Origin of the sequence: Paenibacillus andongensis, assembly GCF_025369935.1 — a bacterium.
Taxonomy (GTDB): domain Bacteria; phylum Bacillota; class Bacilli; order Paenibacillales; family NBRC-103111; genus Paenibacillus_E; species Paenibacillus_E andongensis.
On record NZ_CP104467.1, the window covers coordinates 7,574,636 to 7,598,970 of the forward strand.

Below are 24,335 nucleotides of genomic sequence, written 5' to 3' on the forward strand. Positions count from 1 at the left end.
TAAAATGATATACCCATTTCAGTTTTGCAGAGCTAGTAACACAAGCATTCGACGTTGCTATGAGAAAACCTCCCCTAGGAGCCCATACAAAAAAGGACACGTGGTAATCTTACCCACATGCCCTGTTTAGATATTATTTAATTGAGTTTAAAAGCGTATTAAGGTCCGGATTTGCTTGTAAAGCATGCAGAACAATCGTCAAGGCCTCTGCTCTATTATCCTGACACTGCCAATCCTACGATAATTACAGGAAGGCAGTTGATTCCACAAAATGTCATACTCTTAAGTATAGTACCGACCATATAAGAGGAGGTTATATTTATGAATATTTTCGCAACCGGGGCAACAGGTAAAGTAGGAAGCCGGTTTATACCGCGCTTACTGCAACAAGGTCATAACGTTAAAATTTTGGTTCGTGATGCTGCAAAGGCGGATTCATTTCAACAGCAAGGGATCGAGGTTATAGAAGGTGACCTATTGCAACCGGAAAGTCTCGCTAACATGTTGCAAGGTATTGATACCGTGGTACATCTAGCTGCACAATTTCGCGGAGTAGATGAAGCAACAGCGAGAATGTCAAACATTGATGCCAGCATTAACTTAGCGGAGGCTGCTCTGACAGCAAACGTTCCAAGGTTTTTATTTGCAAGCACGAATCTAGTGTATGGAGCTAGTGATCATGACAGACCAAGCCTTGAAAACGACGAATTACGACCTGCATTTCCTTATCCGCAAACCAAAGCGACCGCTGAGGAAGAGTTGCTTCGGCTGCATCGTGAGAAGGGATTAGGGCTGTGCATCCTACGGTTTGCTTTTGTCTATGGTGAGCGTGATCCCCATGTCTCGGAATTTCTCCCAATCATGAGCAAGTGGAATCCCGCCAAGCGGCTCCATATGGTGCATCATGCGGATGTGGGCCAAGCACTGCTGCTTGCTGCCTCAACACCAAAAATAGACGGCCGCATCTACAACATTGCCGATGACTCCCCCATAACCGTGGCAGAGCTGTTTCAACTCAATGATGTGCCCTACCAAGAACCGTCGAAAGACTTACAGCAAGCGTTCAATCCATGGGACATGATCGTAGATACAACACGCGTTAGAGACGAATTAAACTTTCGTCCTACCTTCCCTTCATTCTATACAGCAAGGGATGCAGGAGCATTATAATAGTTCTACCTTCAGCCCCCCTTCCTTTTCGGGGGGTATTTTGCTTCGCAAAACTTGCCACTATCCCTCACGCTTAACATCTCACCAGACCACATAGAATTGGGATTGGGATGGGCCATACTCGGCGGAAATGCCGATGCAAACGGGCTGCTGCGTGTTTTTTGGAGCACATATCGATGGGGTACCTAGAGGGGGACTTTTACTTGCGGAAAGCAAAAGCACCCCTCCGTCGTTTTGCCGGAAGGGGCCAGTTCAAATAACGTTCAATATAGGTACTTCAAAAAAACGCGATCATGGCGGCGGGGTTTTACAAGACTCTTTAGACTCTGCTTTTGTTCTTTCCGCCATTTTAGTAATCGACTCAATGTCTTGATCAGTTAATTGATCTAAGAAATGTTTGCGTATCGCCTTTGCGACTATGGGACGAGCATCATCCAATGCTGATTTTCCAGCGGAAGTGATGATGACTTGAACGCCACGATCGTTGTCTAATGGTCTCCTTATTAGAAGTCCGCGTTTTTCCATCCGCGTCAGATGATGTGACAATCGGCTCTTATCCCAGTCCATCGAGACGGCTAATCCCTGTTGGCGAAGGCTACCGTCCCCAAAAAGGACTAACCGATCCAATACCCCATAATCGCCCTCTGATAGTCCTGTGTGCTCGGACATCTCTTTTATTACACGACCGAAAATGCTCTGAAAGGAGCCTTTCCACATATGCCATATTAGCATTTCTTCTTCGTTTAATTCGCTCTTATCCATAGAAACATAATAGCATGGTTGACGTATCAACCACAACGTGCTACTATTCATTGCAGTTGACATGTCAACCATAAGGTTTTATTTCAGAAACCTGCTTGAACGTTTCCTCTCAGAAACGGTCTGACCAATTTTTCTCCAAGAAAGGAACATTTATTATGAAAATGTCTACGCCCACTCCAGTCGTCTCGGTAAAGCCGGTAGTGCTGCCTGCCCCGGGCCGTGGTGAGGATCTGCAAGTGCGGGTATCTGCGCCCGCGATTGGGAGTGAATTGCCGATTATTGTTTTCTCGCACGGCTTTGGCTGGTCGTTGGACGGCTACAGCCCGTTGGTCGACTACTGGGCTGCTCACGGCTTTGTGGTCATTCAACCCACCCATCTCGACTCGAGGACGCTGAACCTTCCTCCTGACGATCCCCGTACACCACTGATCTGGCGTTTCCGAGTCGAGGACATGAAGCGCATCCTCGACCAGCTCGATCTCATTGAAGCTTCCGTTCCAGGCCTCAGTGGACGCCTCGATCGAAGCCGTATCGCCGCAGCGGGACATTCCTGGGGAGGCCAAACGGTGGGCTTGCTGCTCGGCGCGCGGGTCCTCGATGCCAACAGCGAACCGGGAGAGGACATGTCCGACTCGCGGATCAAGGCGGGCGTGTTGCTTGCTACGACTGGCCTGGGTGGAGCTGACTTGACTCCGTTCGCGGCAGAGCATTTCCCATTTATGAATCCGAGTTTCTCGGACATGAGCACGCCGACCCTTGTGGTAGCGGGGGACCATGACCAATCACTACTGTCCACCCGGGGGCCGGACTGGTTCACCGACCCATACTTCCTGAGCCCGGGCAGCAAGAGCCTGCTCATCCTCTTCGGGGCAGAACATTCGCTTGGCGGAATCGCCGGGTACAACGTCACGGAAACGACGGATGAGAACCCCGAACGAGTCGCCCTGCTCCGGCGGCTCACGTGGTCTTACCTTCGCGATGCACTCGACCTCGACGATTCCAGCTGGTCGGCAGCTCATATAGCTCTTGAAGAGAGGGCCATTCCGTTAGGTCGCATCGAGTCCAAGTAAGAGCCTAAAGGGCGCATCGACCTAACACTCGCGACCTGAGCCCACATTGATCAATGCGATCTCAAAGAAGGGCCCGTCCGAAAAGGCTGGCTCTAAAACTTGCCGTTACAGACAGCGCGGTGAACCGTACCATAAATCGTTGCGCCTATATATTGCGTAATCCTGCCTGTTACTTCAATGGAACAAAAGAGGAGCTGCTTAAAGTAGCAGCTCCTCTTTCGGTTTGCAATAGGTAAGCATTTGAAGTCATCTCCGGCTTTTCCCCTGCTCCACACGGAGCATACGAGTTTCCCAGTACTCCGCGCTCCATCTAACTGAATTTACTAAATCATAAGTTCCTCGTTACTCATTGAATTGGGATATGTCAAACTGGTTTTAATGCATATTTTTCACGGTATTTGTTGATCTGAATCATCATCAATTCCGTTAAACCAAGTTGATTCGTGAGTACGTCAATCGTCTCTTTGTGTGTTTGCAGGATAAGTTGCCCGATCTCTTTATGGAGGATTCGCAAATTATTAAACTTGTCATTTCCACCGAAGTGCAACGGAATATAGTGATGGCAGTGAACATCGGATGCGAAGAGATACATGCCTGTAATTTCGCATTTCCCCATCTTCATGCTGTACCGACTAATTCGATTATCCATATATTCAACACTTTGATTCGGGATGTTAAATTTCGTTAGAAAGTAAATTTCCTGACGTAAATCTGGTCGAAGTTTTTTATATATTAGTTCTCTGCCTGCTGTGGTAAAGAGTGAAAGACCTGTACTGAAGCCCATCGTGTTCTTGGTTTTCACATTGGCAAGAGGATATAAATAAACATCTGCTATTTTAAAAGTCCTGTAACCCAAACTGTAAAATTTACTGTACGTTGGCGGTGGGTTTGCAGGATGCTCGTATTTCCCGATTTGTTTGAGACGATTGTACATGAAAGCTCGCAGATCGTAGGCAAGACGTGAGAACGCAACACTAACATGTGTTGCCCGATTGAAGTAATTGTGAATGCCTAATACAAAACTATTGAAACGTGCAGCACTTAGAGCCGTAGGCGAAGTCCTCATTTTGAGAATATGTCTCTTAGCTTCGCTTTTGATTTTCTGCCTTTTGCTCGCTTTGATACCTGTGTGCGCTACTCGTTTTTGACCCTTTTTGTTCGCTCGGATTGTGAAACCAAGAAATTCTGATTCTCGTTTTCGCAAATTAATGATTTGCGATTTCTCAGGAGAGACATCGAGTTTCAGGCGATCTTTGAGATACAGAATTACCGCATGATACCACCTCTGAGCCGATCTCCAATCTCTACAAATGATTTTGAAGTCATCTGCGTAACGCACCAGATAGCCTTCTTTCAGGCTAGACCGTATTTTCGCGCGCCTTTCTCCATCCCTAGATTTGAAAGGTTGTGTCAGCGGAAAGAGTTCCCATTGACCAGCCACCCAGTGATCGAGGTCGTTCAGTACAATATTCGAGAGCAGTGTTGACAACAAGCCCCCTTGAGGTACTCCCTTTGAAGGTATCCCTTCCCCTTCGATTTCCGCTTTTAGCATTTTAGAAATGCAGGCTAGGACCTTTCTATCTTGAATGCCCATGTTCCAAAGCTGCTTCAAAAGCAACGTATGGTTGACGTTGTCGAAGAACCCCAAAATGTCAATGTCGACTACATAATGCATCGACGCCTGATTAATGAGAAATTGAACTCTTGCCATAGCATGGTGTGTCGATCGAAGGGGTCTGAAACCATAGCTATGGTTGTAAAATTGGGCTTCAGCTATGGGCTCAAGAACTTGCTTGAAGCACTGTTGAATGATGCGATCGAGGATACACGGGATGCCAAGCGGTCTCATCTTACCGTTATCTTTTTCGATGAGCTTCCGTCTGACATTCTTGGGGCGATAGTTTTGCAGTTTGTTTTGGATTTCACTTACTAATTCGTATTCGGGTCTCTGTTCGATGTCTTTGATGGTTAATCCATCTGTTCCTGGTGTCTTTGATCCTTTATTGGACTTCATCGTACGATAAGCCAGCAAGATATTTTCTTTGGATGTGACGATCTCATACAGATGTGAGAAGGTTTCTTTGTTTGCTGATCTTTCGTGCAAATCCGTAAAAGATTCCGTCATGCCGTAATACTCCCAATTTCGTAAAGCTTGCACTGTGGCATCCCTCCTGACGAAGTGATGTCCCCACATTCCTACCTGATCGATGCAATTCACGCATGGAAAATGATCGTTCTTTTTCAATTAGACTTGGGGCTGTTCCTCCACCTCCATTACAAAGGTTTCTTCGGTCGTGCCCCTACCCTCACAAGGATAAATTCATTTCGGCCTATGCCTTATTGCAACCGTTTCGGGTAACAGCCCTTCTTGCAACGTCCCTTGCTTTCCAAGTCCCTTACAGCCTAGCTATCTTTTCTGAACTTAGGTGCTTCCTCTAAGCCTGTGAGATTGATGCCGCCTTGGTTCGGCATAGCGTATTTCATAGGAAAAAGTTTTACTTTACGCCGCTCACCCCATCGTCTGATGGTACATACGTTTCCGCATGCTCTAACTTTAGACCTGTACATTCGGAAGTTCGTCAGTTCGCTTCTATGCGAGCATTCTCACCATATCCAGTTTTTCAGCCGCGCGACATATCCGTTGGCCTACCTCTTTTTTTTTTTTTTTTCTCAAAATGGCTCTAGCCTTCGTTCTGTCGAATCTACCTGTACTTCACACCTCATGTTCTGTTAAACATGACGCGCGCAGGAGTATTGGCGGGATGGTTTAGGGATACATGGTTCCGTCATTCCCATCCTTGGTTGTAAAGTTAAGATTACTGCTGTAATCTTCTGCTTTTCGCACTGTTTAGTGCTTATGGCAGAACTTGTCGTACTTATCCGTTAGTTTAATGGAAATTCAATTTTCATACTGAACGCACCTACAGAATGAGATTATGTTCTTGTCTCCCGACAGCGGAGTGAGTTCAATTTATGCCTTCGTCCCTGCCGCTCCTGCCGCTCCTGCCGGCTGTCCGTTAAGCTAAAGAAACGAGGTAGAAGTTAGCTTTTGCATGAAATCTCTCAGGAATGTCAGCTGCTCCTGCGTATAGTCCGCCATGAAACGGGTCGCGCCCGCCTGGATTTGTTCGTCCAGCCGCTCGTGAAGCTTATAGATCGTCTCCCCCTGTGGCGTAATCGCAAAATGCAGCTCCTTCTTGTTGCCCGGAATCGTCTCGGTCACGATCAGACCGTGCGCCGCAAGACGTTTCGTCAGCTTGGATACGGTGCCTTTGGGAATGCCAAACCTGCTGGACAGCGTGATGCCGTTCGCCCGGCCGAGTTTGCCGATTGCATCCAGAACATGGAACATCATTGGCGTCATCTGGCGCAAAACAGACTGAACCTGCAGATCCGTGCATTGCCCAAGCAGCCAAGCTCTCTCCTCGTCATCCTCTTGCTGTATTTTCATCGCAAATTGTGTAAAAGCTTCGAACACTTCCCGCAATAACTGTTCATCGTGGGGCTGTGCCATGTTTCCGTGCCGCCTTTCATCCGTTTCATTTGTCCTTAGTATAGCAAACCTAACCCGAGTCCGTAAATATTGTTTTCAAGAAACAATGTTGACAGCAACTTCTTCTCATGTTATATTGTTTCCAGGAAACAATATAACAAAGGAGTGAACCGCAAATAAAAACACAACCTGCATCCACGACGAACCAAGTGCTGACTACCATCATGAATCACCGCTCAATCCGTAAATTCAGAAACGTGAAGCTGTCAACCACTCAAATAGAAACTATTGTACGAGCCGCCCAAATGGCTTCTTCCTCCAGCTTCATGCAAGCCTATTCGATTGTCGGTCTCACTGATCCCGCATTGAAACATGAACTGCGCGAGATCACGAATACGCCATATATCGAGGATAACGGACATCTGTTTATTTTCTGCGCGGACCTTCAGCGGCTGACGATCATGGGCACCGAACAGGAGAAACTGGATATGAAAATCATGCTTGAAAGCTCCGCTTTCTATCAAATCGCTGTTATTGACGCTGCACTCGCAGCCCAGAACGCCGTTCTTGCTGCGGAATCGCTCGGACTCGGTGCCGTCATCATGGGCGCAGTCAACAGGGACATTAGGCGGCTTGACGAAATGCTTGGTCTTCCCGAATACGTCGTTCCGCTCTTCGCCATCGCCATCGGCGTACCCGACCAAGAGCCGGAAGTAAAGCCTCGCCTCCCCCTCGAAGCTGTTTATTTCGAGAACCGCTACGCTTCCTTTACCGAACAGCGTGAACGGATCGAAGCTTATGACCGCGACATGAACCACTACTACCAGGCCCGCAACGAGAATAACCGCCACGCCATCTGGTCGCGGAAGCACATCGACATGTTGAAAATGAAATTCCCGCTCGGCGACATGACCGAATATTTGCGTTGCAAGGGCTTGAACGTAACCTAAGACGGGCACAACGTTAGCTTCCGTGGGAGTGTACCCCTTCGCTAAACTGTTCGCCACCTACTTGTAGAAACCGTGTTTAAGCTGGTTGAGACATAGATCTAAGCGATGCTGTGGAACTGCAAGCAGTATAGGGGTTGCCGGAAATAAACTTTGAAGGTAGAACACCGTGAATTCAATCATTGGTCTGGATATTTGCAAGGACCTTGAGCCCGTTTAACTATCAAAGGGGGTGAGAAATGCGAGTGATTTTTCCAAAAAGTCCAACGAATAGAGGACCGCCTAATCGCAAGTTCCATAATTAGCGCTTGTCACTGCTGGGAAGAATGAACCCACTCTTAGAAGCAATCATGATCTTAGGAGGCTCTTGAACATGTCAAATTCCACCCCGTCCATCAACCATACATCCATTGCGTCTACTAACGAAATCAAGCCGTTTAGAATCAATATTCCGCAGGCAGACCTTGATGACCTGCAATATCGTTTGTCACATACGCGCTGGCCGGACACTTTGCCGGACGCGGGCTGGACATACGGCGTGTCACTCACTTATGTGAAAGAACTGGTAGCTTATTGGAAAAATGAATATGACTGGCGTAAGAACGAAACTCGTCTGAATGGAATTCCTCAGTTCACAACAACTATCGATGGGGCTAATGTGCATTTCTTCCATGTCCGTTCGGCCGAACCTGATGCGCTGCCACTAATTCTCACACACGGCTGGCCGGGTTCGATCGTTGAGTTCCTGGAGCTGATCGGTCCGCTTACTGATCCTCGGGCTCATGGCGGCGATCCGGCGGATGCCTTCCATGTCGTCATTCCTTCTGTCCCTGGCTTTGGATTCTCCGGGCCGCCCCGGGATAATGGTTGGAATACGCCCCGCATCGCCAAAGCATGGGCTGAATTGATGAAACGCCTGGGTTATGAATATTACGGTGCCCATGGCGGCGATGTCGGCTCGCTGGTTTCTCGCGAAATGGGCATTCAGAAGCCTGAAGGTCTCCTCGGTGTCCATGTGCTGCAGTTGTTCTCCTTCCCTTCCGGCGATCCAGCAGAAATGGTTGACCTTTCTACTGATGATCAGAAGCGCCTCCAAGTGCTTGCGAACTTCCATGAACGGGCGGGTTACAACGCCATTCAGCAGACGCGGCCTCTGACTCTTTCTTATGGGCTCGCAGACTCTCCGGCAGGCCAGCTCGCTTGGAATGCTGAATTGTTCAACGGGTTCGGGGACGGTGTAGACGCAGTTAATCGAGATGCATTTCTGACTAACGTTATGTTGTATTGGCTGACCAATACGGCCGAATCCTCCGCTCGCTGGTATTACGAAGATGCGCATACTAAAGACAAGGCAGCACCAAAGCTGAATACGACTCCAACCGGTGTTGCCGTGTTCGCCTATGACTTCCAATCCATGAAGCGCTTCGCCGAGCGAGACAATACCAACATCGTGCAATGGTCTGAGTTCGAACGCGGTAGCCATTTTGCTGCCATGGATGCGCCTGACCTTCTGACGATCGACCTACGGAATTTCTTCCGTCGTTTCCGCTAGGATAAATGTCGCTGTTTTAACACTGACAGGGCCTTCTCTAAATAAAAACGTCATTCTAACTGAAAAGGCTGCCGATCTATTTGATGTCGGCAGCCTTCATCTTGATGATTATTGAACTCCCGTTTCCGTTAGCTCAATAGCCAAATGAATTACAACTCGTTATTTCTCCCAAAGCTCGACCAGCCGACCTTCAGGATCTTCAATCCAAATAAACTTTCCATATTCACTAATCTCTTTTTTCTTTGCAAGAGGTACACCAATATGTTCAAGATGCTCAATAGTCTCGTTTAGATTATCTACTTGGAAATTTAACATCACTTGTTGTTCTGTTGGAAAGTAACTGTCATTCTCGGTAAAGAAAGAAAAGATAGTCTCATTTCCTAATTGGGGTTTTATCATAGTCCCATTCCAATTTTCTATTTCAATCTTCAACACTTCACTGTACCATTTTTTTGTAACTTCAAGATTCTTAGTTCTCCAAAATATTCCTCCGAAACCTTTTATCATCGTATCTAACTCCTGTCTGTCATCAAATTTTTAGCTATCCGATTACATTAGATATTCGAGATTAAAATTTAAGTTCCTTTTCAACTATACTGCCCTTTAACGTAACGAGGCCACCGCATGAGTCTACATAACATCACTAGGGCGAAATTTTCAAAATCTGCCGGATAATCGGCGTAATTCCACTGACCATAAACTCAATGGCAATCACCATAACAATGAGTCCCATTAAACGCATCAGCACATTATTGCCTGTTGGCCCAATCCAACGATAAATAGCAGTTGAATGAACAAGAACAATGTATGTAAGCAACAGTACAACCGCAATGACAACGATTAATATAATCTTTTCCATAAAATTTGTCGTAGATTCCATAAGAACAATGCCATTTGTAATTGCGCCAGGACCACAAATCATTGGAATAGCCAATGGCGTAATGGAAATATCATTGACATATGTATCGACATCCGCTTTGTCAACCTTTGTACGAACAAGCCGTGCCTGAAGCATATCCTGTCCCATTAAAATAAAGATAACCCCACCGACAATCTTTAAACTGTTAATTGAGATGTTAAAAAAGTGAAATACCCATTCACCCGTAGTTGAAAAAATGAGCAATGTAAAAAATGAAACAACTACTGCTTTACGAGCCGTATAGACTTTCTTCTGTGCTTCAAGATCGGCTGTCATCGACATAAAAATTGGCATGATGGCAAGTGGATTAATAAGTGTGAAGAATGAAGTGAGGCTCAGCAATAAAAATGATGTGTAAAGATCCATGTTGTATCCCCTGACTTGTTAATGTATGAATAGACAAGCATTACCTATTATACCCCCAGAACGGTTTAATGAGGACGATTTATTTCAACCACTTCAACAAGAATAAAATTGAATAATTTGCCAAATGTGATATCATTGTAATATCATAAAATAGGAACTGCCACAAGATGATGAACGAAAACTGCTTTGATCAAAAAAATAAGGAGTGAAGCCAAATGGTGAGTCAAAGTTCAATCACGGCTATGATCGTTCAGGTTATTCTAGGAATTGTAATTTCTTTCTCCCTGCTCATTTATTACCGCAGAACGCTTAAGATTTCTTACCGTGCAGTCGGTGTCGGAATTCTTATCTTTATCGTTTTCTCACAGATATTGGAGCAAGTGCTGCATGGCTATATGTTTTCAGGCAACCAAACAACGGCTGCGTGGCTGAAAAATCCTTGGATGACCGCCGTTTACGGTGGATTGGCTGCAGGTATATTTGAAAACGTAGGACGTTGGCTAGGCTTCTCGTTTCTATTGAAAAAGCGCCAAGAGCGCAAAGACGGTATTGCTGTAGGCATAGGCCATGGCGGTATCGAAGTATTGATAATAAGCGTCGGTATGGGCATACTGGGGCTCGTTTTAGCAACAATGATTAACGCAGGAACCTTCGAGCAGGCCTTTGGCGCCCAAGCACCATCTGAGCAAATTGCTCTGTTCCAAGGTCTCAAAGACCGAATGATTCATACACCCCAAAGTGAATATTGGTTAGGCGCGTTCGAGCGCATCCCGGCGATATTTATCCAAATTGCACTTTCATTAATTGTTTTGTACGGGATTCGAACACGAAAGGCCGTGTACTTGCTTTATGCGGTTTTGATTCATGCTCTAATCGATTTTTCTGCAGGTCTGTTCCAAGCTAAAATATTACCATTGTCGGTAGTTGAATGTATCGTGTGGGTGTGCGGTCTCGGTGCCGTAATCGTGATTGTGAAGTCAAAAGAATGGTTTGCCAAATTGGCGCCTTCTTAAAAAAATAAACATCCCATTCCTCTAAGGTAGAGAAACGGGATGTTTTTTGTTCTCTTTGGGGATTTAGTCATTCGGAGTTACCCTTTTAGGGAATCCGCTTTTTTGATGGATATCGCTTCTATTCTTTGTCAATCAATCTGTTCGTATGTCATCACCTGTTTGAGCACGCAATGGAACAGCCTTGCCAACTCTGAAAACGTAAAAACTAATCACAACAATACCTAAGAATACGATTCCGGAAATAAGTGAGATGCGAGTGTCATCATTAATCCACATACCAACCAATACCATAAGCAAAAAGGCAATGGTTACATAGTTTGTCACTGGGGCGAGAGGCATTTTGAACGGATGATTATCCAGTTCAGCTCCCTTTACTTTTCTGAATTTCATTTGACTGATCAGAATAACAAACCATGGTACCATACCGGGAAGTACGCTGGCGCTGTACACATGGACAAACAGATTTTCCGGTGCAATATAGCTTAAGATCACGCCAATGCCCAATCCCACGAGCACACCAATTGTTCCAAGCAGGGGCACGCCGTTATGGGATAGCTTCGTAAATATTTTCGGTGCCTGTCCATTTACTCCTAATGTATAAAGCATGCGCCCTGCGCTATAAATCCCACTATTACATCCTGACATGGCAGACGTGATGACGACAAAGTTGATGATCCCCGCCGCTGCAGTAATACCAATTTTCGCAAATGTTGCTACGAATGGGCTGCCGATTGCCTGCAATTCATTCCAAGGGTAAACCGTTACAATCACAAAAATCGCGCCGATATAGAAGATCAAAATACGCCAAATAATACTTTGAGTCGCACTCATTAACGTTTTTTGTGGGTTTTTGGCCTCGCCCGCAGTAATCCCGATAAGTTCGACGCCTTGATAAGCCCCAATCACCAGTGAGAGTGCAAAGAAAAAGCCTGACCAACCACCGGTAAAGAAGCCCCCATGTCGCCATAGATTAGACAACCCGATAGCGTTGCCTCCGTTGCCAATCCCAAAGAAAATCACGCCAATCCCTGCAACAATCATCAAAATGATGGTTACGACTTTAATCATGGAAAACCAAAACTCAAATTCACCGAATGATTTAACAGAGAAAAGGTTGGCTGCACCGAGAATCACCATTGCGATAATACCTGGTATCCACGCGGGTAGATCCGGAAACCAGTACTTCATATAGGTTCCAACAGCAATAATTTCCGCCATCCCGACAACGACCCACTGGAACCAGTTGCTCCAAGCTGTCGTATATCCTGCCAAAGGATGAATGTACTTATAGCCAAAAGTCGCAAATGACCCCGTACTCGGTTCTACGTACTGCATTTCCCCCATTGCACGCATAATGAAAAATATAAAAACCCCTACAATTGCATACGCAAGCATAACTGATGGACCTGTCCATTTTATCGTGCTTGCAGAACCCATAAATAACCCAACACCGATTGTACCGCCCAAAGCAATCATCTGAATATGACGCGCTTCGAGACCCCTCTTCAATTCTTTGTTTTTCACTTCAGTCCCTCTTTCTCTCCGCTGCTCTTAGCTGTTTTCTGGATAAACTGAAATGCTCACAATGATAAGTGGCTACCGGTTTATGTGTAAGCGCTCTCCATATCATTATGCTTCTTAATAAACATACTTAGTTTCCAGAAAGATTATCATCTAACCTGAGTTACTTAACTGACGAAGTATATTGTAATATTTTTTTCTGATGAAAACAAACAACTCCGACGAAAATTAAGAGCACCCGTTTGGGACGCCCTTAATATTAGATCGCCTATTCGTAATACTTGAAAAAAAATTTAATTGCGCCTTTGCTTGCTTAATATTGTCCTTTAATTACGAAAAACGAGCCCCGAATTGTTCCAGCTAATTTAGACTTCTGCCTAGCAAACTTAAACTTCCCTTCTAACTCCTTTGGTACCTCCATCCCCTCAGAAAGCTTAAAACCAACAGCCCGCTTCTTAGGGTCATCAACCGTATACATGACATTGATCGCAAGACCATCTTCATAAAAGACGTAAGTAAATTGGATATTTTCCACTTGAAAACGTGCCGTTTCTAAAGGTTTGGCCGCAAATTCAATATCACGTTCTTTCAAAATTCGGTTCGCATAATCAAGGCTCTCCTGACTTTCACTAGCGGGTACAACCGTAAATTCATGCTTGTATTTGTTCATGAAGTAACGGGCTTCATTAGCGCGTAAACCAGCAAGCGCTTCTGCTACAGGTGAAGACTCTAAACCAACCGTAGACACATTTTTAAAATCAACAATATACGACATTTCCATCCCTCGTTTTCTCTCATTATTTCTTATCTACCAAATATTATACCAAAAATGATTCAAGAGAACATTTTGACTTGCAAATTTGTTGGTTTGTTAAATCGTGTTCATATCGGATAATTTCCGACTTAGAAGTTTACTTTTGAGAATCAAGAATAAACATAGATGCATCTTGTCCCATGAATATTTTACTTCCAGTATAAAAAGTTTTGGATTGAATATCCCTATATCCTATTTTAGACATAATGTCAGTCAGCTCATCTTGATAAAATCCGTTATGAACGATATCTGACACTATTTTTTCATTTTTATTAAAATCTACGATTAGTAAATGTCCTCTTTCATTCAGAACATCAAATAACCTTGATAAAAGGAATTCAACATCATGAATATGAAGCAGAACCTGAGCCATAAAAATATAGTCAGCATGAAAATCCGCTAGACCTTCCTTTTCAAAATCAAAGCACAATGTATCTACATTCTGAATATTAAAATCAGAAATTTTTTGCTTTATTTGATCGATCATGTTTGGTGAGGTATCCAGAAAAAGCATAGAATTAAAATCATTTAACAAGTGCATTCCGACAAGACCAGTTCCACAACCAAAATCAATAGCATGCTTACTTTTAGCGTCAACTAAATATTCACGAATGGCATCTGATGATACCTTTGCAATTTGGATTCTTTCAGGAGTGTCATACATTTTAGCTATCATTTCAAACTTATCCGTATTTCCCATTAGTATCTCTCCTAACTGCCTTAATAAAAAACCTGATTACTAAAAAACTTCCCCTTGTAGGCGGAGCATCAGTCCATCGCGTCGCGTTTGTGGAATATGAAGTTTGGTACTCAGGATCATGCTTCGGCACCTCGATTCTAGCTGTTAACAGCTTATCTTCATTATATCGGATTCTAAATAGTTATCGCTCAAGGATATTCTCCCCTTGGGGAGGATCTCAGCGGGAAAGGAATAATATTTCGCCTCACTTATGATAAGGTTCTCCCTGGAACGGTTCCCCATAACGTGGTCAACGACAAAAAGGATGCTCCACCAGAGTCATCCTTTAGCATCTAAATAATAAATTAAAAAGGGTCATCTAACCGTATAAATGACATTGATAGCAAACCGTTTCTTTTTAAATAGAATTACCCATTTACGAAAGAAACGGTCTGTTACATTTGGTTCAAGGAAGCGGCCCCAGATTGTCCCAAGTCCTCCTGCTTTTCCCCTCAAGTATGGTTTACTTAATTACGACATATTCCAAGTTCACCAACTTGGCGTAGGTTACGATTTGGTCTGTCGTCAGGTTCAAGGAAACGACGGTATGGTGGCCGCCGCCATTCTCGATCCAAGCTTTCACCCCATCCTGGAAGTTCGGTTTCACCGTCCATAGGACGCGAGCGACAGGAAGGTTAGGAGCCGGAACCGTCGGCTCGAATGCGGAAACCTCATTGATCAGCAATTTATAATGAGTGCCGAAGTCAGCCATGGATACGACGACGCCTTCGCCGGCTTTGCCGTCGAATACGAGGCGCGCTGGATCTTCACGGCCGCCGATGCCGAGAGCGGAAACAATGATTTTCGGCTTGTTGCTTGCCAAAGACGGATCTACCTCTAGCATATGGGATTGCAGGATGGCTTCCTGACCGGCTGCCATCTCGTAAGTGTAATCCTCCATGAAGCCCGTGTTTTGATTGCGGCTCATCACTTTCATCAAGCGATCGAGCGCGGCCGTCTTCCAGTCGCCTTCGCCGGCAAAGCCGTAGCCTTGCGCCATCAGACGTTGGACGGCAAGACCAGGAAGCTGTTTCATGCCATGCAAATCTTCGAAGTTCGTCGTGAAGGCATTATAGCCTTTCTCGTCGAAGAAACGTTTAAGAGCGATTTCATAGCTCGCTTGGACTCTGACGCTTGCTTCCCAGGCTTCTTTGCTATTCGTACCGTAATCGAATTCGTAGAGCTCCGCATACTGGCCCATCAGATCATCGATTTCCTGCTCATTAACAGCATTCACGTATTGCACGAGGTCGCCGATGCCAAAGTAGTCCACGGTCCATCCGAATTGAATTTGGGCCTCGACCTTGTCGCCTTCCGTTACGCCTACGTTGCGCATGTTGTCGCCGAAACGGGCGACTTTGATGTTGAAGCTTTCGTTATAAGCAACCGCTACGTCCATCCAATCCGCAATTTGCTGCTGCACTTCCGGACGTTCCCAGTAGCCTACGACGATTTTGTTTTGTTTCTTCAGACGGGCATTGATGAAGCCGTATTCGCGATCACCGTGAGCGGCCTGGTTCAGGTTCATGAAGTCCATATCGATCGTTGCCCAAGGAATACTTTCATTGAACTGAGTCGCCAAGTGAAGAAGAGGCTTCTGTAGTAATTTCGTACCGCGAATCCACATTTTCGCAGGCGAGAACGTATGCATCCATGTGATGACACCCGCTACTTCGTCGCGATAGTTGACCTCTTTCATGATGCTTGTAATTTTATCCGCGCTTACTGCCAGGTCCTGCAAGACAAGTGGGTAAGGGAGCACACCGCTATTATTCAAGGCATCAGTCATCGTCTGCGCGTGAGCCTTTACTTCAGCGAGCGCTTCTTCCCCATACAGATGCTGCGAACCTACGACGAACCAAAACTGTTTAGCTGCTGTTGTTGACATCTTAATCATCCTCTTTTCTATATTTTATAATGGCTAAGGCTATTACTTCTGCCCGTAGTAGGCATCTTTCCCGTGTTTCCGAAGATAGTGCTTATCCAGAATGCCTTGCGGCAGTTCTTTGGCAAAATTGTTCAATTGCCGTGCATATAGATTCATTTTGCACACTTCCTCCAGCACGACGCTGTTCACGACCGCCGACTTCACGTCTTTCCCCCAAGTGAAAGGCGCATGTCCCTGGAGCAGGACGGCCGGGATCGCCATGACATCCAATCCGCGCTTCTCGAACGTTTCGATAATAACGTGACCCGTCTCCGCTTCGTATCCCCGGTCAACCTCCTCTTGGTTCAAGAACCGTGCGCAAGGCACGGTGCCATAGAAGGTGTCCGCATGCGTCGTTCCCATTACAGGTACATCGAGTCCCGCTTGCGCCCAGATAGTTGCCCAGGTCGAGTGAGTATGCACGATGCCGCCGATTTGCGGATAATGTTTGTACAACACGGCGTGAGTCGCGGTATCGGAGGAAGGTCTCATCTCTCCCTCGACCACCTTACCGTCGAGATCCACAACGACCATGTCGCTCGGTTTCATCTTCTCATAGCTAACTCCGCTCGGCTTGATCACGAACAGTCCGCTTTCCCGATCGACGGCGCTCGCATTGCCCCAAGTGAATTTCACGAGTCCGTGCTTCGGCAAATCCAGATTCGCTTGGTATACCTCTTCTTTCAGTTGTTCTAACAACGTTAGTCCCTCCCGTTCTCTAACAGATGGTCTACAGCGGCTTGTTCGATGGCGAGCCCTGCTTGGTATCGTTTGATGAATGCTTGGAACCCTTTGACATCCGCTCTATCCGGAGCAATCTCCTGTCCTTCGGCATCTTTGAAGACTTTCTGCTCGAGGAAGTCCTCCAGGCTCTCTTCTTGACCCTTGTTGGTCATATAAGAAGCCAAAAGCGCCATGCCCCATGCCCCGCCCTCGCCGGCCGTGGACATGACCGAGATCGGTACGTTCAGCGCAGCGGCTAAAGCTTTTTGTCCAACGACAGGGGTTTTGAAGAGGCCGCCATGAGCCAAGATGCTGTCGATGGCCACCTTTTCGTTTTCGGTCAAAATGTCCATACCGAGCTTCAACGCTCCGAAAGCAGTGAATAGGTGGGTTCGCATGAAATTAGCCAGATTAAAGTTGCTTTCAGGCGAGCGAACGAACAACGGCCGGCCTTTGTCGATTCCCGTAATGTTTTCGCCCGAAAGATAACCGTAGCTAAGCAAACCGCCGCCATCCGGGTCGGCTTCCAATGCCTTATTCAACAGCACGCTGAACAATTTGCCGGAATCCAAGTTGTATCCCATGGCTTCGGAGAATTCACGGAACAATCCCATCCAGGCGTTGAGATCGCTGGAGCAGTTGTTGGCATGCACCATGCCAACCGGACTTCCGTTCGGCGTCGTTACCATATCGATCTCCGGATAAACCTTGGATAATGCTTTCTCCAATACAATCATTGCAAAAACGGAAGTGCCCACGGAGATGTTTCCCGTACGCTTCCTGACGCTATTCGTCGCAACCATGCCTGTGCCGGCATCGCCTTCCGGAGGACATAGCGGAATGCCGGACTGCAGATCCCCGGCCGGGTCCAGAATGGCGGCTCCCGCCACCGTTAATTCGCCAGCTTGCTCGCCGGAGAGATACACTTTAGGAAGAAGATCCTCAAGCTTCCACGGATAGTCTTTGGCCGCGATTAATTCATTGAATTGCTTGACCATCGTTGGATGGTAATTATGGGTTGACTCATCTATAGGGAAGATGCCGGAAGCATCTCCAATGCCGATCACTTTATTGCCGGTCAGCAGATAGTGGATATATCCGGCCAACGTCGTTACAAAATCAATGCGAGGAACATGCTCCTCTTGGTTTAATATGGCTTGGTGCAAATGGGCGATACTCCAGCGCTCGGGGATATTAAATTGGAACAAGTCCGTTAATTCCCTTGCTGCCGCACCGGTTGTTGCATTGCGCCAAGTCCGAAACGGTACTAGAAGTTCACCCGTGCTATCGAATGCCATATAGCCGTGCATCATAGCGGAAAACCCGATTGAACCGACGGTCCGGAGGATGACTCCATAATTACGTTCCACTTCCTGCTTCATTTCACGATAAGCGGTTTGAAGGCCTGTTATAATATCCTTCTGGTTGTATGTCCAATATCCGTCTTTCAACAGATTTTCCCACTCAAAGCTTCCCGATGCGACGGTCTCGAAACGACGATCGATCAGCACCGCTTTGATCCGCGTAGATCCGAATTCGATACCCAGCGAAGTTTCTCCCTTGGTTATCGCTTCTTTCACTTCGACATGATTCATGCTCGCGTATCCCCTCTCTGTTCGTGGGTTGCACAGAAATTAAATCGCTTATATCGCGATCTAATTTTGTGATTTAACCCCACCGATTACGATTCCTATACTAGCTGCTTCCCATCGAATCCGTCACTGGATGAGACAACCGGAAGATTTCGACCGAAAGAAGGCGCTTTCTCTTACTGACAGCCTTAGTATAATTTTTGTACGTACATTTGTCAATATAGTCTAATAGTTATACTAACATAAGTTACTGTGTCGTTTTTATTCGTCTGATCATGGTGTCTTTCTAAGGAAAAGCATGGAATTTGTACTGTCGAAATCATAAATAAGCATAACTTCATTTGCAATTCATGCAATATATGCTAGAATATGTACGTACAACTTTTTGAACAACGATGAAAGAAGTGGATTGCATGAAGCCAAAGTACCAGCTCATTATTGATGATATCAAAAGTTATATCCTCTCTGGAACATACAAAGCAGGTGAGAAAATCCCTTCGGAGTACGTTTTGCAGGAAAACTATAACGTTAGCCGGCAGACGGTTCGAAAGGCCATTCTGGAGTTATCGAACGAGGGGTTCCTGCGAAGCGAGAGGGGATCCGGCACATACGTCAGCAACCAATATCGATCCAGAACGAGTGCAAATACCATGAATAAAACGATCGGCGTCATCACGACCTATATCTCGGATTACATCTTCCCCTCCATTATCCGCGGCATTGAAAGCCGATTAAATGAAGATAACTATTCCTTGCTGTTAGCTAGTACAAATAATGATATCTCCCAGGAAAAAAAGGCGTTGGAAATGATGCTATCCTACGGCGTGGATGGACTGATTATAGAACCTACTAGAAGCAATGTATTCAACCCCAATATCGCTTACTACCTGTCTTTTAAGGAGCAGGAGGTTCCGTTCGCGATGATCAATGCCTATTATGAAGAGCTGGAAGTTCCTTTCTTCTGTCTTGATGACGTGCAGTCCAGCTATCTCGCAACACGTGAGCTGATTGCTAAAGGACATACCCAGATTGGCATCATCGCGAAAATGGATGATTTGCAAGGGAAGTATAGAATGAAAGGATTTATTAAGGCTCTTGGTGAAGCCAAATTACGGTTCCAGCAAGAGCATGTGCTTTCTTTCGATACATCAACAAAGTCAGACCTGTCCGCTAACTTGGAAGTATATCTGAACGACAATCGGGATGAATTGACTGCGCTTGTGTGTTACAACGACGAGGTAGGCTTAGAAGTTGTACATGTCTGCAGAAAACTGGGAATTTCCATTCCGGACGAGCTATCTATCATTGGGCAGGACAATTCATATATCGCCAAAAACGCGAATATCAAACTAACGACGCTGACGCACCCCCAAGAACAAATGGGACGCGACGCAGCGGACTGGGTCATTAAGAATTTACAAGGCAAAAAAGACTTGCCCACCAACACCTACTACCAGCCCGTATTAATTGAGGGGGAAACCGTAAAAGCGATCAAAGTGGAATAGTCACGGCGAAATGTGTGAAGGAAAAGCCGGAATTACAGAAGTGATCAAACTGACCCCGGCTTCTCTGATGCTTCCCGAGTCCCTCAAGGAAAACGGGCCATCCCAACGGATAGCCCTAAAAATTATGATGCCTTTGCTTGAATCAAATAGTAAAACCCTGTCGTTTTTATTCCCTTTTCGCTGGCGTGTTTTTCAAATTGTGAAACGATCTGAGTGTAGCATTCTTCTCTAACAAATTGCCTAAATCCATCACTCTGCCCGAAGCAAACCATTTCGAACACATCTTCAGGTGTTGGGAGCCATACAGTTTCTTTCAAGACAGACATTTCAATGTCAGTTAGACCGCTCGTTTCTAACCTCTCTTGAATCTTATCAAGTATCGGGGTGCCTATCGAAGGTGAAGCGAATAATCCCGGAAAGTATACCCCATGTTCTGCTCCTTCGCCATTTCCGTCACCGGGATGAAACAATAGTAGCGTTCCACCGGGCCGAACAACTCTGTTTCCTTCCTTGTACCAGCTAGTCGGTCCCTTCTTGGTATAGGCTATATCAAAATAATCATCAGGAAAAGGCAATCCAACATGAGTGCGCCCTACTACGTACCGGACATTTGATTTCCGATTTCGATTAGCTGTGGCAATAAACCCCTCCGTCATGTCATATCCGACAATTTCTTCCGCGTGCTTAGCCCATTGAACGGTATATTCTCCATGACCGCAACCAACTTCCAGTACCTTTCCATGTAACAAAGAAGAAAGCTTTTCACTCAAAATGTTTTCCGCAGCTTGACCCTCATAAGTATGACTCCAAGAGTATTCGTATTTTCCCGTCTTGGCTGCTAATTGATTGCACCATTCTAGTGTTTGTCCTCTCAGGTATTCTGGATGCTTTGTCAAATCAGGAAACATTTGTTGCAAACACCTCCAACATGAGATTTGCCGGCCAGCATGATAAAGATACAGAATTTTTTTTCAAAATAAAGCGAGTTATATTAACGTTAAAATTTGATTTTTATGGTGATTGTCATGATCGTTAAATTCGTGAATGATGTAAAGCAAGGAATAAGGTGTGCCGGCGTGCGGGCAAGTTTCTACTCCGTTCACTGTAACATGTTTAGCAACAACGTCAGGCTCGGATAACAGTATTTCAACCAACTGAAGACGGGTTTGCTTAAATTCATCGAGCAGACGATCTTTAGAAATTCCCAATCTGGCATATTCATAAGCCATTTTGTTAAACGAATCGAAATCTGGAAATACCATTCCTTCCCCATTTTTAATCGCTGGGATAATCGAAGAGATGAGGTAAGCATCCCAATTTTGTAGATGCGAAATAATTTCTCCTAATGACGCTTTTCCTTCTGCAATCGGTCGTAACCATATGGTATCTTCAACTTCACGTAAGGTATCCGTCCACTCTGTAAATTCTTTATACCGAAGAATCGTATTTTGGTCCAAACTTATCATTGTAACCTCCACTATTATTGGTATAATAATCCATTTCCGCCAACGTCACATCGGTAATGAACGAGAACATCCGTTGGAACTGATACGACGAACAGCACGCCATGCGGGCCACTGTGCCCAACTCGATCTCTTCAGGCAGATTGTCTTCAATATAGTCAATCGCCCGATTCATCCTCTCAAGCCACTCCATCTCAATCCCTCCTCTCGAGTTCAAGTATAGGCAGATCGAAAAATAGCTTCGCAACAATTTGTGCCAAAAGATGTTGCTTATCCCTACGCCCCAGGGAGTTCTATGAAAAACTTGCCCTCACTTGTGATACGGTTCCCCCCGATTTATCCGCATCGCGCGATAAATCTGCTCCACCAGGACCAGCCGCATCAGCTGGTGCGGCAGCGTCATGCGGCCAAAAGACAGCCGTATATCCGCACGGCGCAGCAGCTCGCTGGATAGCCCCAGCGAGCCGCCGATCACGAAGGCCACCTGGCTCCGCCCATAGGTGGCCAATTTATCGAGCGAGCCCGCCAGCTGCTCGCTCGTCCACATCTCGCCGTCGATGGCCAGCGCCACGACGTACACGTCCGCGCCGAGCTTGGCTAACAGCCGCTCGCCCTCCTTCACACGCACCTGCTGTTCCTCAGCAGGGCTCATGTTCTCGGGTGCCTTTTCATCCGGCACCTCTATCATTTGCACCTTGGCATACGGCCCAAGGCGCTTCACATACTCCGCGATCCCGTCCACGAGATAGCGCTCCTTCAATTTCCCTACGGTTAATATCTGTATATGCATAACCGACAATCTCCCCTCATTTGATCCATTGGATAAAATACAATCAAATCAAGCTAATACACCTTATTTGCCCGTTTTCATTGGAGCAAATCCAACAGAATGCTCCAAAATCAGCTCTTTTGAGCCATTTCCTCAAATTCTACTGTATAAAATCCAATGGAACTAATCCCAACCGCCGATGTCATGAGACATCATTGGAATATATCCAATCAAACTCGTCCGGTCCGAGTTGATCGACCCGCTTCAATCCAAACAAAAAAGGAAGGCCTCCGCCTCCCTCATACAACTAGAAATCGCGCTAACTCCTTGCAGTGCTCGCAGTGCGTCGGTGGCTCCCAACTAGCGAAGTGGGTCTTCTGCAGATCCACAATGTCCGGAGCCTCCTCATACTCATCAACAAACTCATCAATCGCGATTTCCACATGATCTTTACAAACTACGTGCATGCAAGTACCTCTCATCCGCAATGTTTCTATCCACGCATATCTTATATCTCTTCAAATATCACTTATCACTTATCACTTATCACTTATCACTTATCACTTTTCACTTATCATTCATCATTCATCATTCATCATTCATCATTCATCATTCATCATTCATCATTCATCATTCATCATTCATCATTCATCATTCATCATTCATAATTCATCATTCATAATTCATCACTTATCTTTGATCACTTAGCACTTCAATACAATCACTCATCACAATCACTTATCCATCGCTTCAACCAAAGTAACCACCGCATTCAGCTTCTTACCGCCGCGGTAATAAACCACGCTGACTTTATCGCCAATCTTCTTCTCATTGTACAAATATTTCCGCAACGAGATCGTACTGTCAATCTTGCGGTCATCCAATTGGACAATGACATCCTGCGCTTTGAGGCCCGCTTCTTTGGCAGGTCCCGACACATCGAAGACGATAACTCCAGTCTTCACATCTGCAGGGAGCTTTAATACATCCGTCCCTTTAAAAGCTTGCAGTTCCTGCGTCGAAACACCTATCAACGGTCTTTTCACCTTGTGATCCTTGATCAAACTCTCAATAATCGGCTTCACACTATTAATTGGAATGGCAAAACCTAACCCTTCCACGCCCGTATCCGATATCTTCATGGAATTGATTCCGACAACCTTGCCCTCGATATTCACCAGCGGTCCGCCGCTGTTCCCTTGGTTAATAGCCGCATCCGTTTGGATAACGTCCATCTCCCAGTCGTAATCGGTTCCTTCACGTGACAGTGAAACTGGTATCGTTCGTTTCGGCGAAGAAATGATGCCTTGGGTAACGGTTGGCGAGAATCCAAGTCCAAGCGGGTTGCCTACTGCAATCGCCATTTCCCCTGCTCGCAGCGTTTCGGAGTCACCGAATTCAGCAAGCACCTTGATGTCTTTTCCATCCGCTTCCAGTAAGGCTAGATCCGTAATCCGATCCCGACCAATTAGGGTTGCTTTGCGATGCTCACCTTGGAAATTAACAATTTCGAACTGGTTCCCGTTCTCAACAACGTGACTATTCGTTACAATTCGAACTTTATCACCATTCCGTGCGAAAATAACACCCGAGCCAATCCCGAGTCCGGTCTCTTGCCCTTTATCATCTTTCTTCGAGGAAATAACGCTGACCACGGCAGGTTTTATTTTCTCCGTTGCCGCCACAACGGAATCGTTGCTGTTCATCGGATGCGCCTCGGCTTTTGCCGCAGAAGCTGGTATTGCTAACGCAGTCCCAGATGGATCACTTTTCCCGAAGCTAGCTACTATTCCGACCAGCAAAAGCATGGCTAACGCTCCGCCAACTCCAGCAATGAGGGCCACATTCCGTCTGCGGCCCGCGAAGCTTGTGAATGCCCCTGTCCCTTTGGGACGCCAAGTATCCTGGCGCTGTTTGGACCTTTTGGTGGAATAAAAATCATCATCAAACAAACTCATATCGGGTCCCTCCTCGCTGACGGGGGTTAAGC

At 45.9% G+C, this 24,335-nt stretch carries 22 protein-coding genes and 1 pseudogene; 6 read left to right on the plus strand and 17 right to left on the minus strand.

Annotated elements, in window-relative coordinates; translation table 11 throughout:
* Positions 1–321 precede the first annotated feature (321 nt).
* The gene (locus NYR53_RS33980; RefSeq protein WP_261303350.1) at positions 322–1,170 is read left to right on the plus strand and encodes an NAD-dependent epimerase/dehydratase family protein; all 849 of its coding nucleotides are present in this window, start codon (positions 322–324) and stop codon (positions 1,168–1,170) included.
* A 291-nt stretch (positions 1,171–1,461) separates the two neighbouring features.
* On the opposite strand, the gene NYR53_RS33985 is transcribed toward NYR53_RS33980, so the two are convergent.
* Positions 1,462–1,839, minus strand: a complete 378-nt coding sequence (locus NYR53_RS33985; protein WP_261303351.1) for a MarR family winged helix-turn-helix transcriptional regulator — start codon at positions 1,837–1,839, stop codon at positions 1,462–1,464.
* 248 nt (positions 1,840–2,087) lie between these two features.
* On the opposite strand from NYR53_RS33985, the gene NYR53_RS33990 reads away from it, so the two are divergent.
* Complete coding sequence (locus NYR53_RS33990; RefSeq protein WP_261303352.1) at positions 2,088–3,002, plus strand: alpha/beta hydrolase family protein; 915 nt, start codon at positions 2,088–2,090, stop codon at positions 3,000–3,002.
* 364 nt (positions 3,003–3,366) lie between these two features.
* On the opposite strand, the gene ltrA is transcribed toward NYR53_RS33990, so the two are convergent.
* Together ltrA and NYR53_RS34000 are read right to left on the minus strand one after the other, a co-directional pair.
* Positions 3,367–5,160, minus strand: coding sequence for a group II intron reverse transcriptase/maturase (ltrA, locus tag NYR53_RS33995; RefSeq protein WP_261303353.1), 1,794 nt, complete (start codon positions 5,158–5,160; stop codon positions 3,367–3,369).
* An 864-nt stretch (positions 5,161–6,024) separates the two neighbouring features.
* Positions 6,025–6,516, minus strand: a complete 492-nt coding sequence (locus NYR53_RS34000) for a MarR family transcriptional regulator (protein ID WP_261303354.1) — start codon at positions 6,514–6,516, stop codon at positions 6,025–6,027.
* Positions 6,517–6,719: 203 nt separating this feature from the next.
* Here NYR53_RS34000 and NYR53_RS34005 point away from each other — a divergent pair, with 203 nt between their 5' ends.
* Positions 6,720–7,445, plus strand: coding sequence for an NADPH-dependent oxidoreductase (locus NYR53_RS34005; protein WP_261303355.1), 726 nt, complete (start codon positions 6,720–6,722; stop codon positions 7,443–7,445).
* A gap of 370 nt (positions 7,446–7,815) precedes the next feature.
* Positions 7,816–8,994 carry an epoxide hydrolase family protein gene (locus NYR53_RS34010; RefSeq protein WP_261303356.1) on the plus strand — a complete coding sequence of 393 codons (1,179 nt, stop codon included), beginning with the start codon at positions 7,816–7,818 and terminating at the stop codon, positions 8,992–8,994.
* A 159-nt stretch (positions 8,995–9,153) separates the two neighbouring features.
* Here the strand turns inward: NYR53_RS34010 and NYR53_RS34015 are convergent, their stop codons facing one another.
* On the minus strand, positions 9,154–9,501 hold the full coding sequence (locus NYR53_RS34015) for a VOC family protein (RefSeq protein ID WP_261303357.1): 348 nt from the start codon (positions 9,499–9,501) through the stop codon (positions 9,154–9,156).
* A gap of 136 nt (positions 9,502–9,637) precedes the next feature.
* Complete coding sequence (locus NYR53_RS34020) at positions 9,638–10,279, minus strand: MarC family protein (RefSeq protein ID WP_261303358.1); 642 nt, start codon at positions 10,277–10,279, stop codon at positions 9,638–9,640.
* Positions 10,280–10,494: 215 nt separating this feature from the next.
* Between NYR53_RS34020 and NYR53_RS34025 the strand changes: the two genes are divergently transcribed.
* Positions 10,495–11,292, plus strand: coding sequence for a YhfC family intramembrane metalloprotease (locus tag NYR53_RS34025; RefSeq protein ID WP_261303359.1), 798 nt, complete (start codon positions 10,495–10,497; stop codon positions 11,290–11,292).
* Positions 11,293–11,424: 132 nt separating this feature from the next.
* Here NYR53_RS34025 and NYR53_RS34030 read toward each other — a convergent pair whose 3' ends face one another.
* From NYR53_RS34030 to NYR53_RS34055, 6 genes are all read right to left on the minus strand, one after another.
* A complete protein-coding gene (locus NYR53_RS34030; RefSeq protein ID WP_261303360.1) occupies positions 11,425–12,816 on the minus strand; it encodes an amino acid permease in 1,392 nt (463 codons plus the stop codon).
* A gap of 310 nt (positions 12,817–13,126) precedes the next feature.
* Entirely contained in the window at positions 13,127–13,588 is a 462-nt protein-coding gene (locus tag NYR53_RS34035; protein WP_261303361.1) for a DUF8821 family protein, read from the minus strand.
* Positions 13,589–13,724: 136 nt separating this feature from the next.
* Entirely contained in the window at positions 13,725–14,327 is a 603-nt protein-coding gene (locus tag NYR53_RS34040; protein ID WP_261303362.1) for a class I SAM-dependent methyltransferase, read from the minus strand.
* 502 nt (positions 14,328–14,829) lie between these two features.
* On the minus strand, positions 14,830–16,254 hold the full coding sequence (araA, locus tag NYR53_RS34045; RefSeq protein ID WP_261303363.1) for an L-arabinose isomerase: 1,425 nt from the start codon (positions 16,252–16,254) through the stop codon (positions 14,830–14,832).
* A gap of 42 nt (positions 16,255–16,296) precedes the next feature.
* Positions 16,297–16,992 carry an L-ribulose-5-phosphate 4-epimerase gene (locus NYR53_RS34050; protein ID WP_261303364.1) on the minus strand — a complete coding sequence of 232 codons (696 nt, stop codon included), beginning with the start codon at positions 16,990–16,992 and terminating at the stop codon, positions 16,297–16,299.
* Positions 16,993–16,994: 2 nt separating this feature from the next.
* Positions 16,995–18,611 (minus strand): xylulokinase, encoded by a 1,617-nt coding sequence (locus NYR53_RS34055; RefSeq protein WP_261303365.1) that lies wholly within the window; start codon positions 18,609–18,611, stop codon positions 16,995–16,997.
* Positions 18,612–19,021: 410 nt separating this feature from the next.
* Here NYR53_RS34055 and NYR53_RS34060 point away from each other — a divergent pair, with 410 nt between their 5' ends.
* Positions 19,022–20,113, plus strand: coding sequence for a GntR family transcriptional regulator (locus NYR53_RS34060; protein ID WP_261303366.1), 1,092 nt, complete (start codon positions 19,022–19,024; stop codon positions 20,111–20,113).
* Positions 20,114–20,235: 122 nt separating this feature from the next.
* On the opposite strand, the gene NYR53_RS34065 is transcribed toward NYR53_RS34060, so the two are convergent.
* The 6 genes and pseudogenes from NYR53_RS34065 to NYR53_RS34090 form a co-directional block, all read right to left on the minus strand.
* Positions 20,236–21,021: a class I SAM-dependent methyltransferase gene (locus tag NYR53_RS34065; RefSeq protein ID WP_261303367.1), complete on the minus strand. Its 786-nt coding sequence runs from the start codon at positions 21,019–21,021 to the stop codon at positions 20,236–20,238.
* Between the two features lie 78 nt (positions 21,022–21,099).
* A complete protein-coding gene (locus tag NYR53_RS34070; protein WP_261303368.1) occupies positions 21,100–21,579 on the minus strand; it encodes a DinB family protein in 480 nt (159 codons plus the stop codon).
* Between the two features lie 34 nt (positions 21,580–21,613).
* A pseudogene (locus NYR53_RS34075) lies at positions 21,614–21,769 on the minus strand (AraC family transcriptional regulator); the annotation flags it as partial.
* A 117-nt stretch (positions 21,770–21,886) separates the two neighbouring features.
* Positions 21,887–22,366, minus strand: coding sequence for a 23S rRNA (pseudouridine(1915)-N(3))-methyltransferase RlmH (gene rlmH, locus NYR53_RS34080; RefSeq protein ID WP_261303369.1), 480 nt, complete (start codon positions 22,364–22,366; stop codon positions 21,887–21,889).
* 278 nt (positions 22,367–22,644) lie between these two features.
* On the minus strand, positions 22,645–22,812 hold the full coding sequence (locus NYR53_RS34085) for a CxxH/CxxC protein (RefSeq protein WP_063860151.1): 168 nt from the start codon (positions 22,810–22,812) through the stop codon (positions 22,645–22,647).
* Between the two features lie 267 nt (positions 22,813–23,079).
* Positions 23,080–24,303 (minus strand): S1C family serine protease, encoded by a 1,224-nt coding sequence (locus NYR53_RS34090; RefSeq protein ID WP_261303370.1) that lies wholly within the window; start codon positions 24,301–24,303, stop codon positions 23,080–23,082.
* Positions 24,304–24,335 lie beyond the last annotated feature (32 nt).

What these genes read in the sequence shown, in the direction of transcription:
- NYR53_RS34025 (WP_261303359.1), top strand. Translation starts at nt 10,495, where the DNA reads ATGGTGAGTCAAAGTTCAATCACGGCTATGATCGTTCAGGTTATTCTA.
- NYR53_RS33985 (WP_261303351.1), bottom strand. Translation starts at nt 1,839, where the DNA reads ATGTCCGAGCACACAGGACTATCAGAGGGCGATTATGGGGTATTGGAT.
- NYR53_RS33990 (WP_261303352.1), top strand. Translation starts at nt 2,088, where the DNA reads ATGAAAATGTCTACGCCCACTCCAGTCGTCTCGGTAAAGCCGGTAGTG.
- NYR53_RS34055 (WP_261303365.1), bottom strand. Translation starts at nt 18,611, where the DNA reads ATGAATCATGTCGAAGTGAAAGAAGCGATAACCAAGGGAGAAACTTCG.
- NYR53_RS34090 (WP_261303370.1), bottom strand. Translation starts at nt 24,303, where the DNA reads ATGAGTTTGTTTGATGATGATTTTTATTCCACCAAAAGGTCCAAACAG.
- NYR53_RS34020 (WP_261303358.1), bottom strand. Translation starts at nt 10,279, where the DNA reads ATGGATCTTTACACATCATTTTTATTGCTGAGCCTCACTTCATTCTTC.
- NYR53_RS34010 (WP_261303356.1), top strand. Translation starts at nt 7,816, where the DNA reads ATGTCAAATTCCACCCCGTCCATCAACCATACATCCATTGCGTCTACT.
- NYR53_RS34040 (WP_261303362.1), bottom strand. Translation starts at nt 14,327, where the DNA reads ATGGGAAATACGGATAAGTTTGAAATGATAGCTAAAATGTATGACACT.
- NYR53_RS34060 (WP_261303366.1), top strand. Translation starts at nt 19,022, where the DNA reads ATGAAGCCAAAGTACCAGCTCATTATTGATGATATCAAAAGTTATATC.
- NYR53_RS34065 (WP_261303367.1), bottom strand. Translation starts at nt 21,021, where the DNA reads ATGTTTCCTGATTTGACAAAGCATCCAGAATACCTGAGAGGACAAACA.
- NYR53_RS34000 (WP_261303354.1), bottom strand. Translation starts at nt 6,516, where the DNA reads ATGGCACAGCCCCACGATGAACAGTTATTGCGGGAAGTGTTCGAAGCT.
- NYR53_RS34005 (WP_261303355.1), top strand. Translation starts at nt 6,720, where the DNA reads ATGAATCACCGCTCAATCCGTAAATTCAGAAACGTGAAGCTGTCAACC.
- NYR53_RS34015 (WP_261303357.1), bottom strand. Translation starts at nt 9,501, where the DNA reads ATGATAAAAGGTTTCGGAGGAATATTTTGGAGAACTAAGAATCTTGAA.
- NYR53_RS34035 (WP_261303361.1), bottom strand. Translation starts at nt 13,588, where the DNA reads ATGTCGTATATTGTTGATTTTAAAAATGTGTCTACGGTTGGTTTAGAG.
- NYR53_RS34085 (WP_063860151.1), bottom strand. Translation starts at nt 22,812, where the DNA reads ATGCACGTAGTTTGTAAAGATCATGTGGAAATCGCGATTGATGAGTTT.
- NYR53_RS33980 (WP_261303350.1), top strand. Translation starts at nt 322, where the DNA reads ATGAATATTTTCGCAACCGGGGCAACAGGTAAAGTAGGAAGCCGGTTT.
- araA (WP_261303363.1), bottom strand. Translation starts at nt 16,254, where the DNA reads ATGTCAACAACAGCAGCTAAACAGTTTTGGTTCGTCGTAGGTTCGCAG.
- NYR53_RS34070 (WP_261303368.1), bottom strand. Translation starts at nt 21,579, where the DNA reads ATGATAAGTTTGGACCAAAATACGATTCTTCGGTATAAAGAATTTACA.
- rlmH (WP_261303369.1), bottom strand. Translation starts at nt 22,366, where the DNA reads ATGCATATACAGATATTAACCGTAGGGAAATTGAAGGAGCGCTATCTC.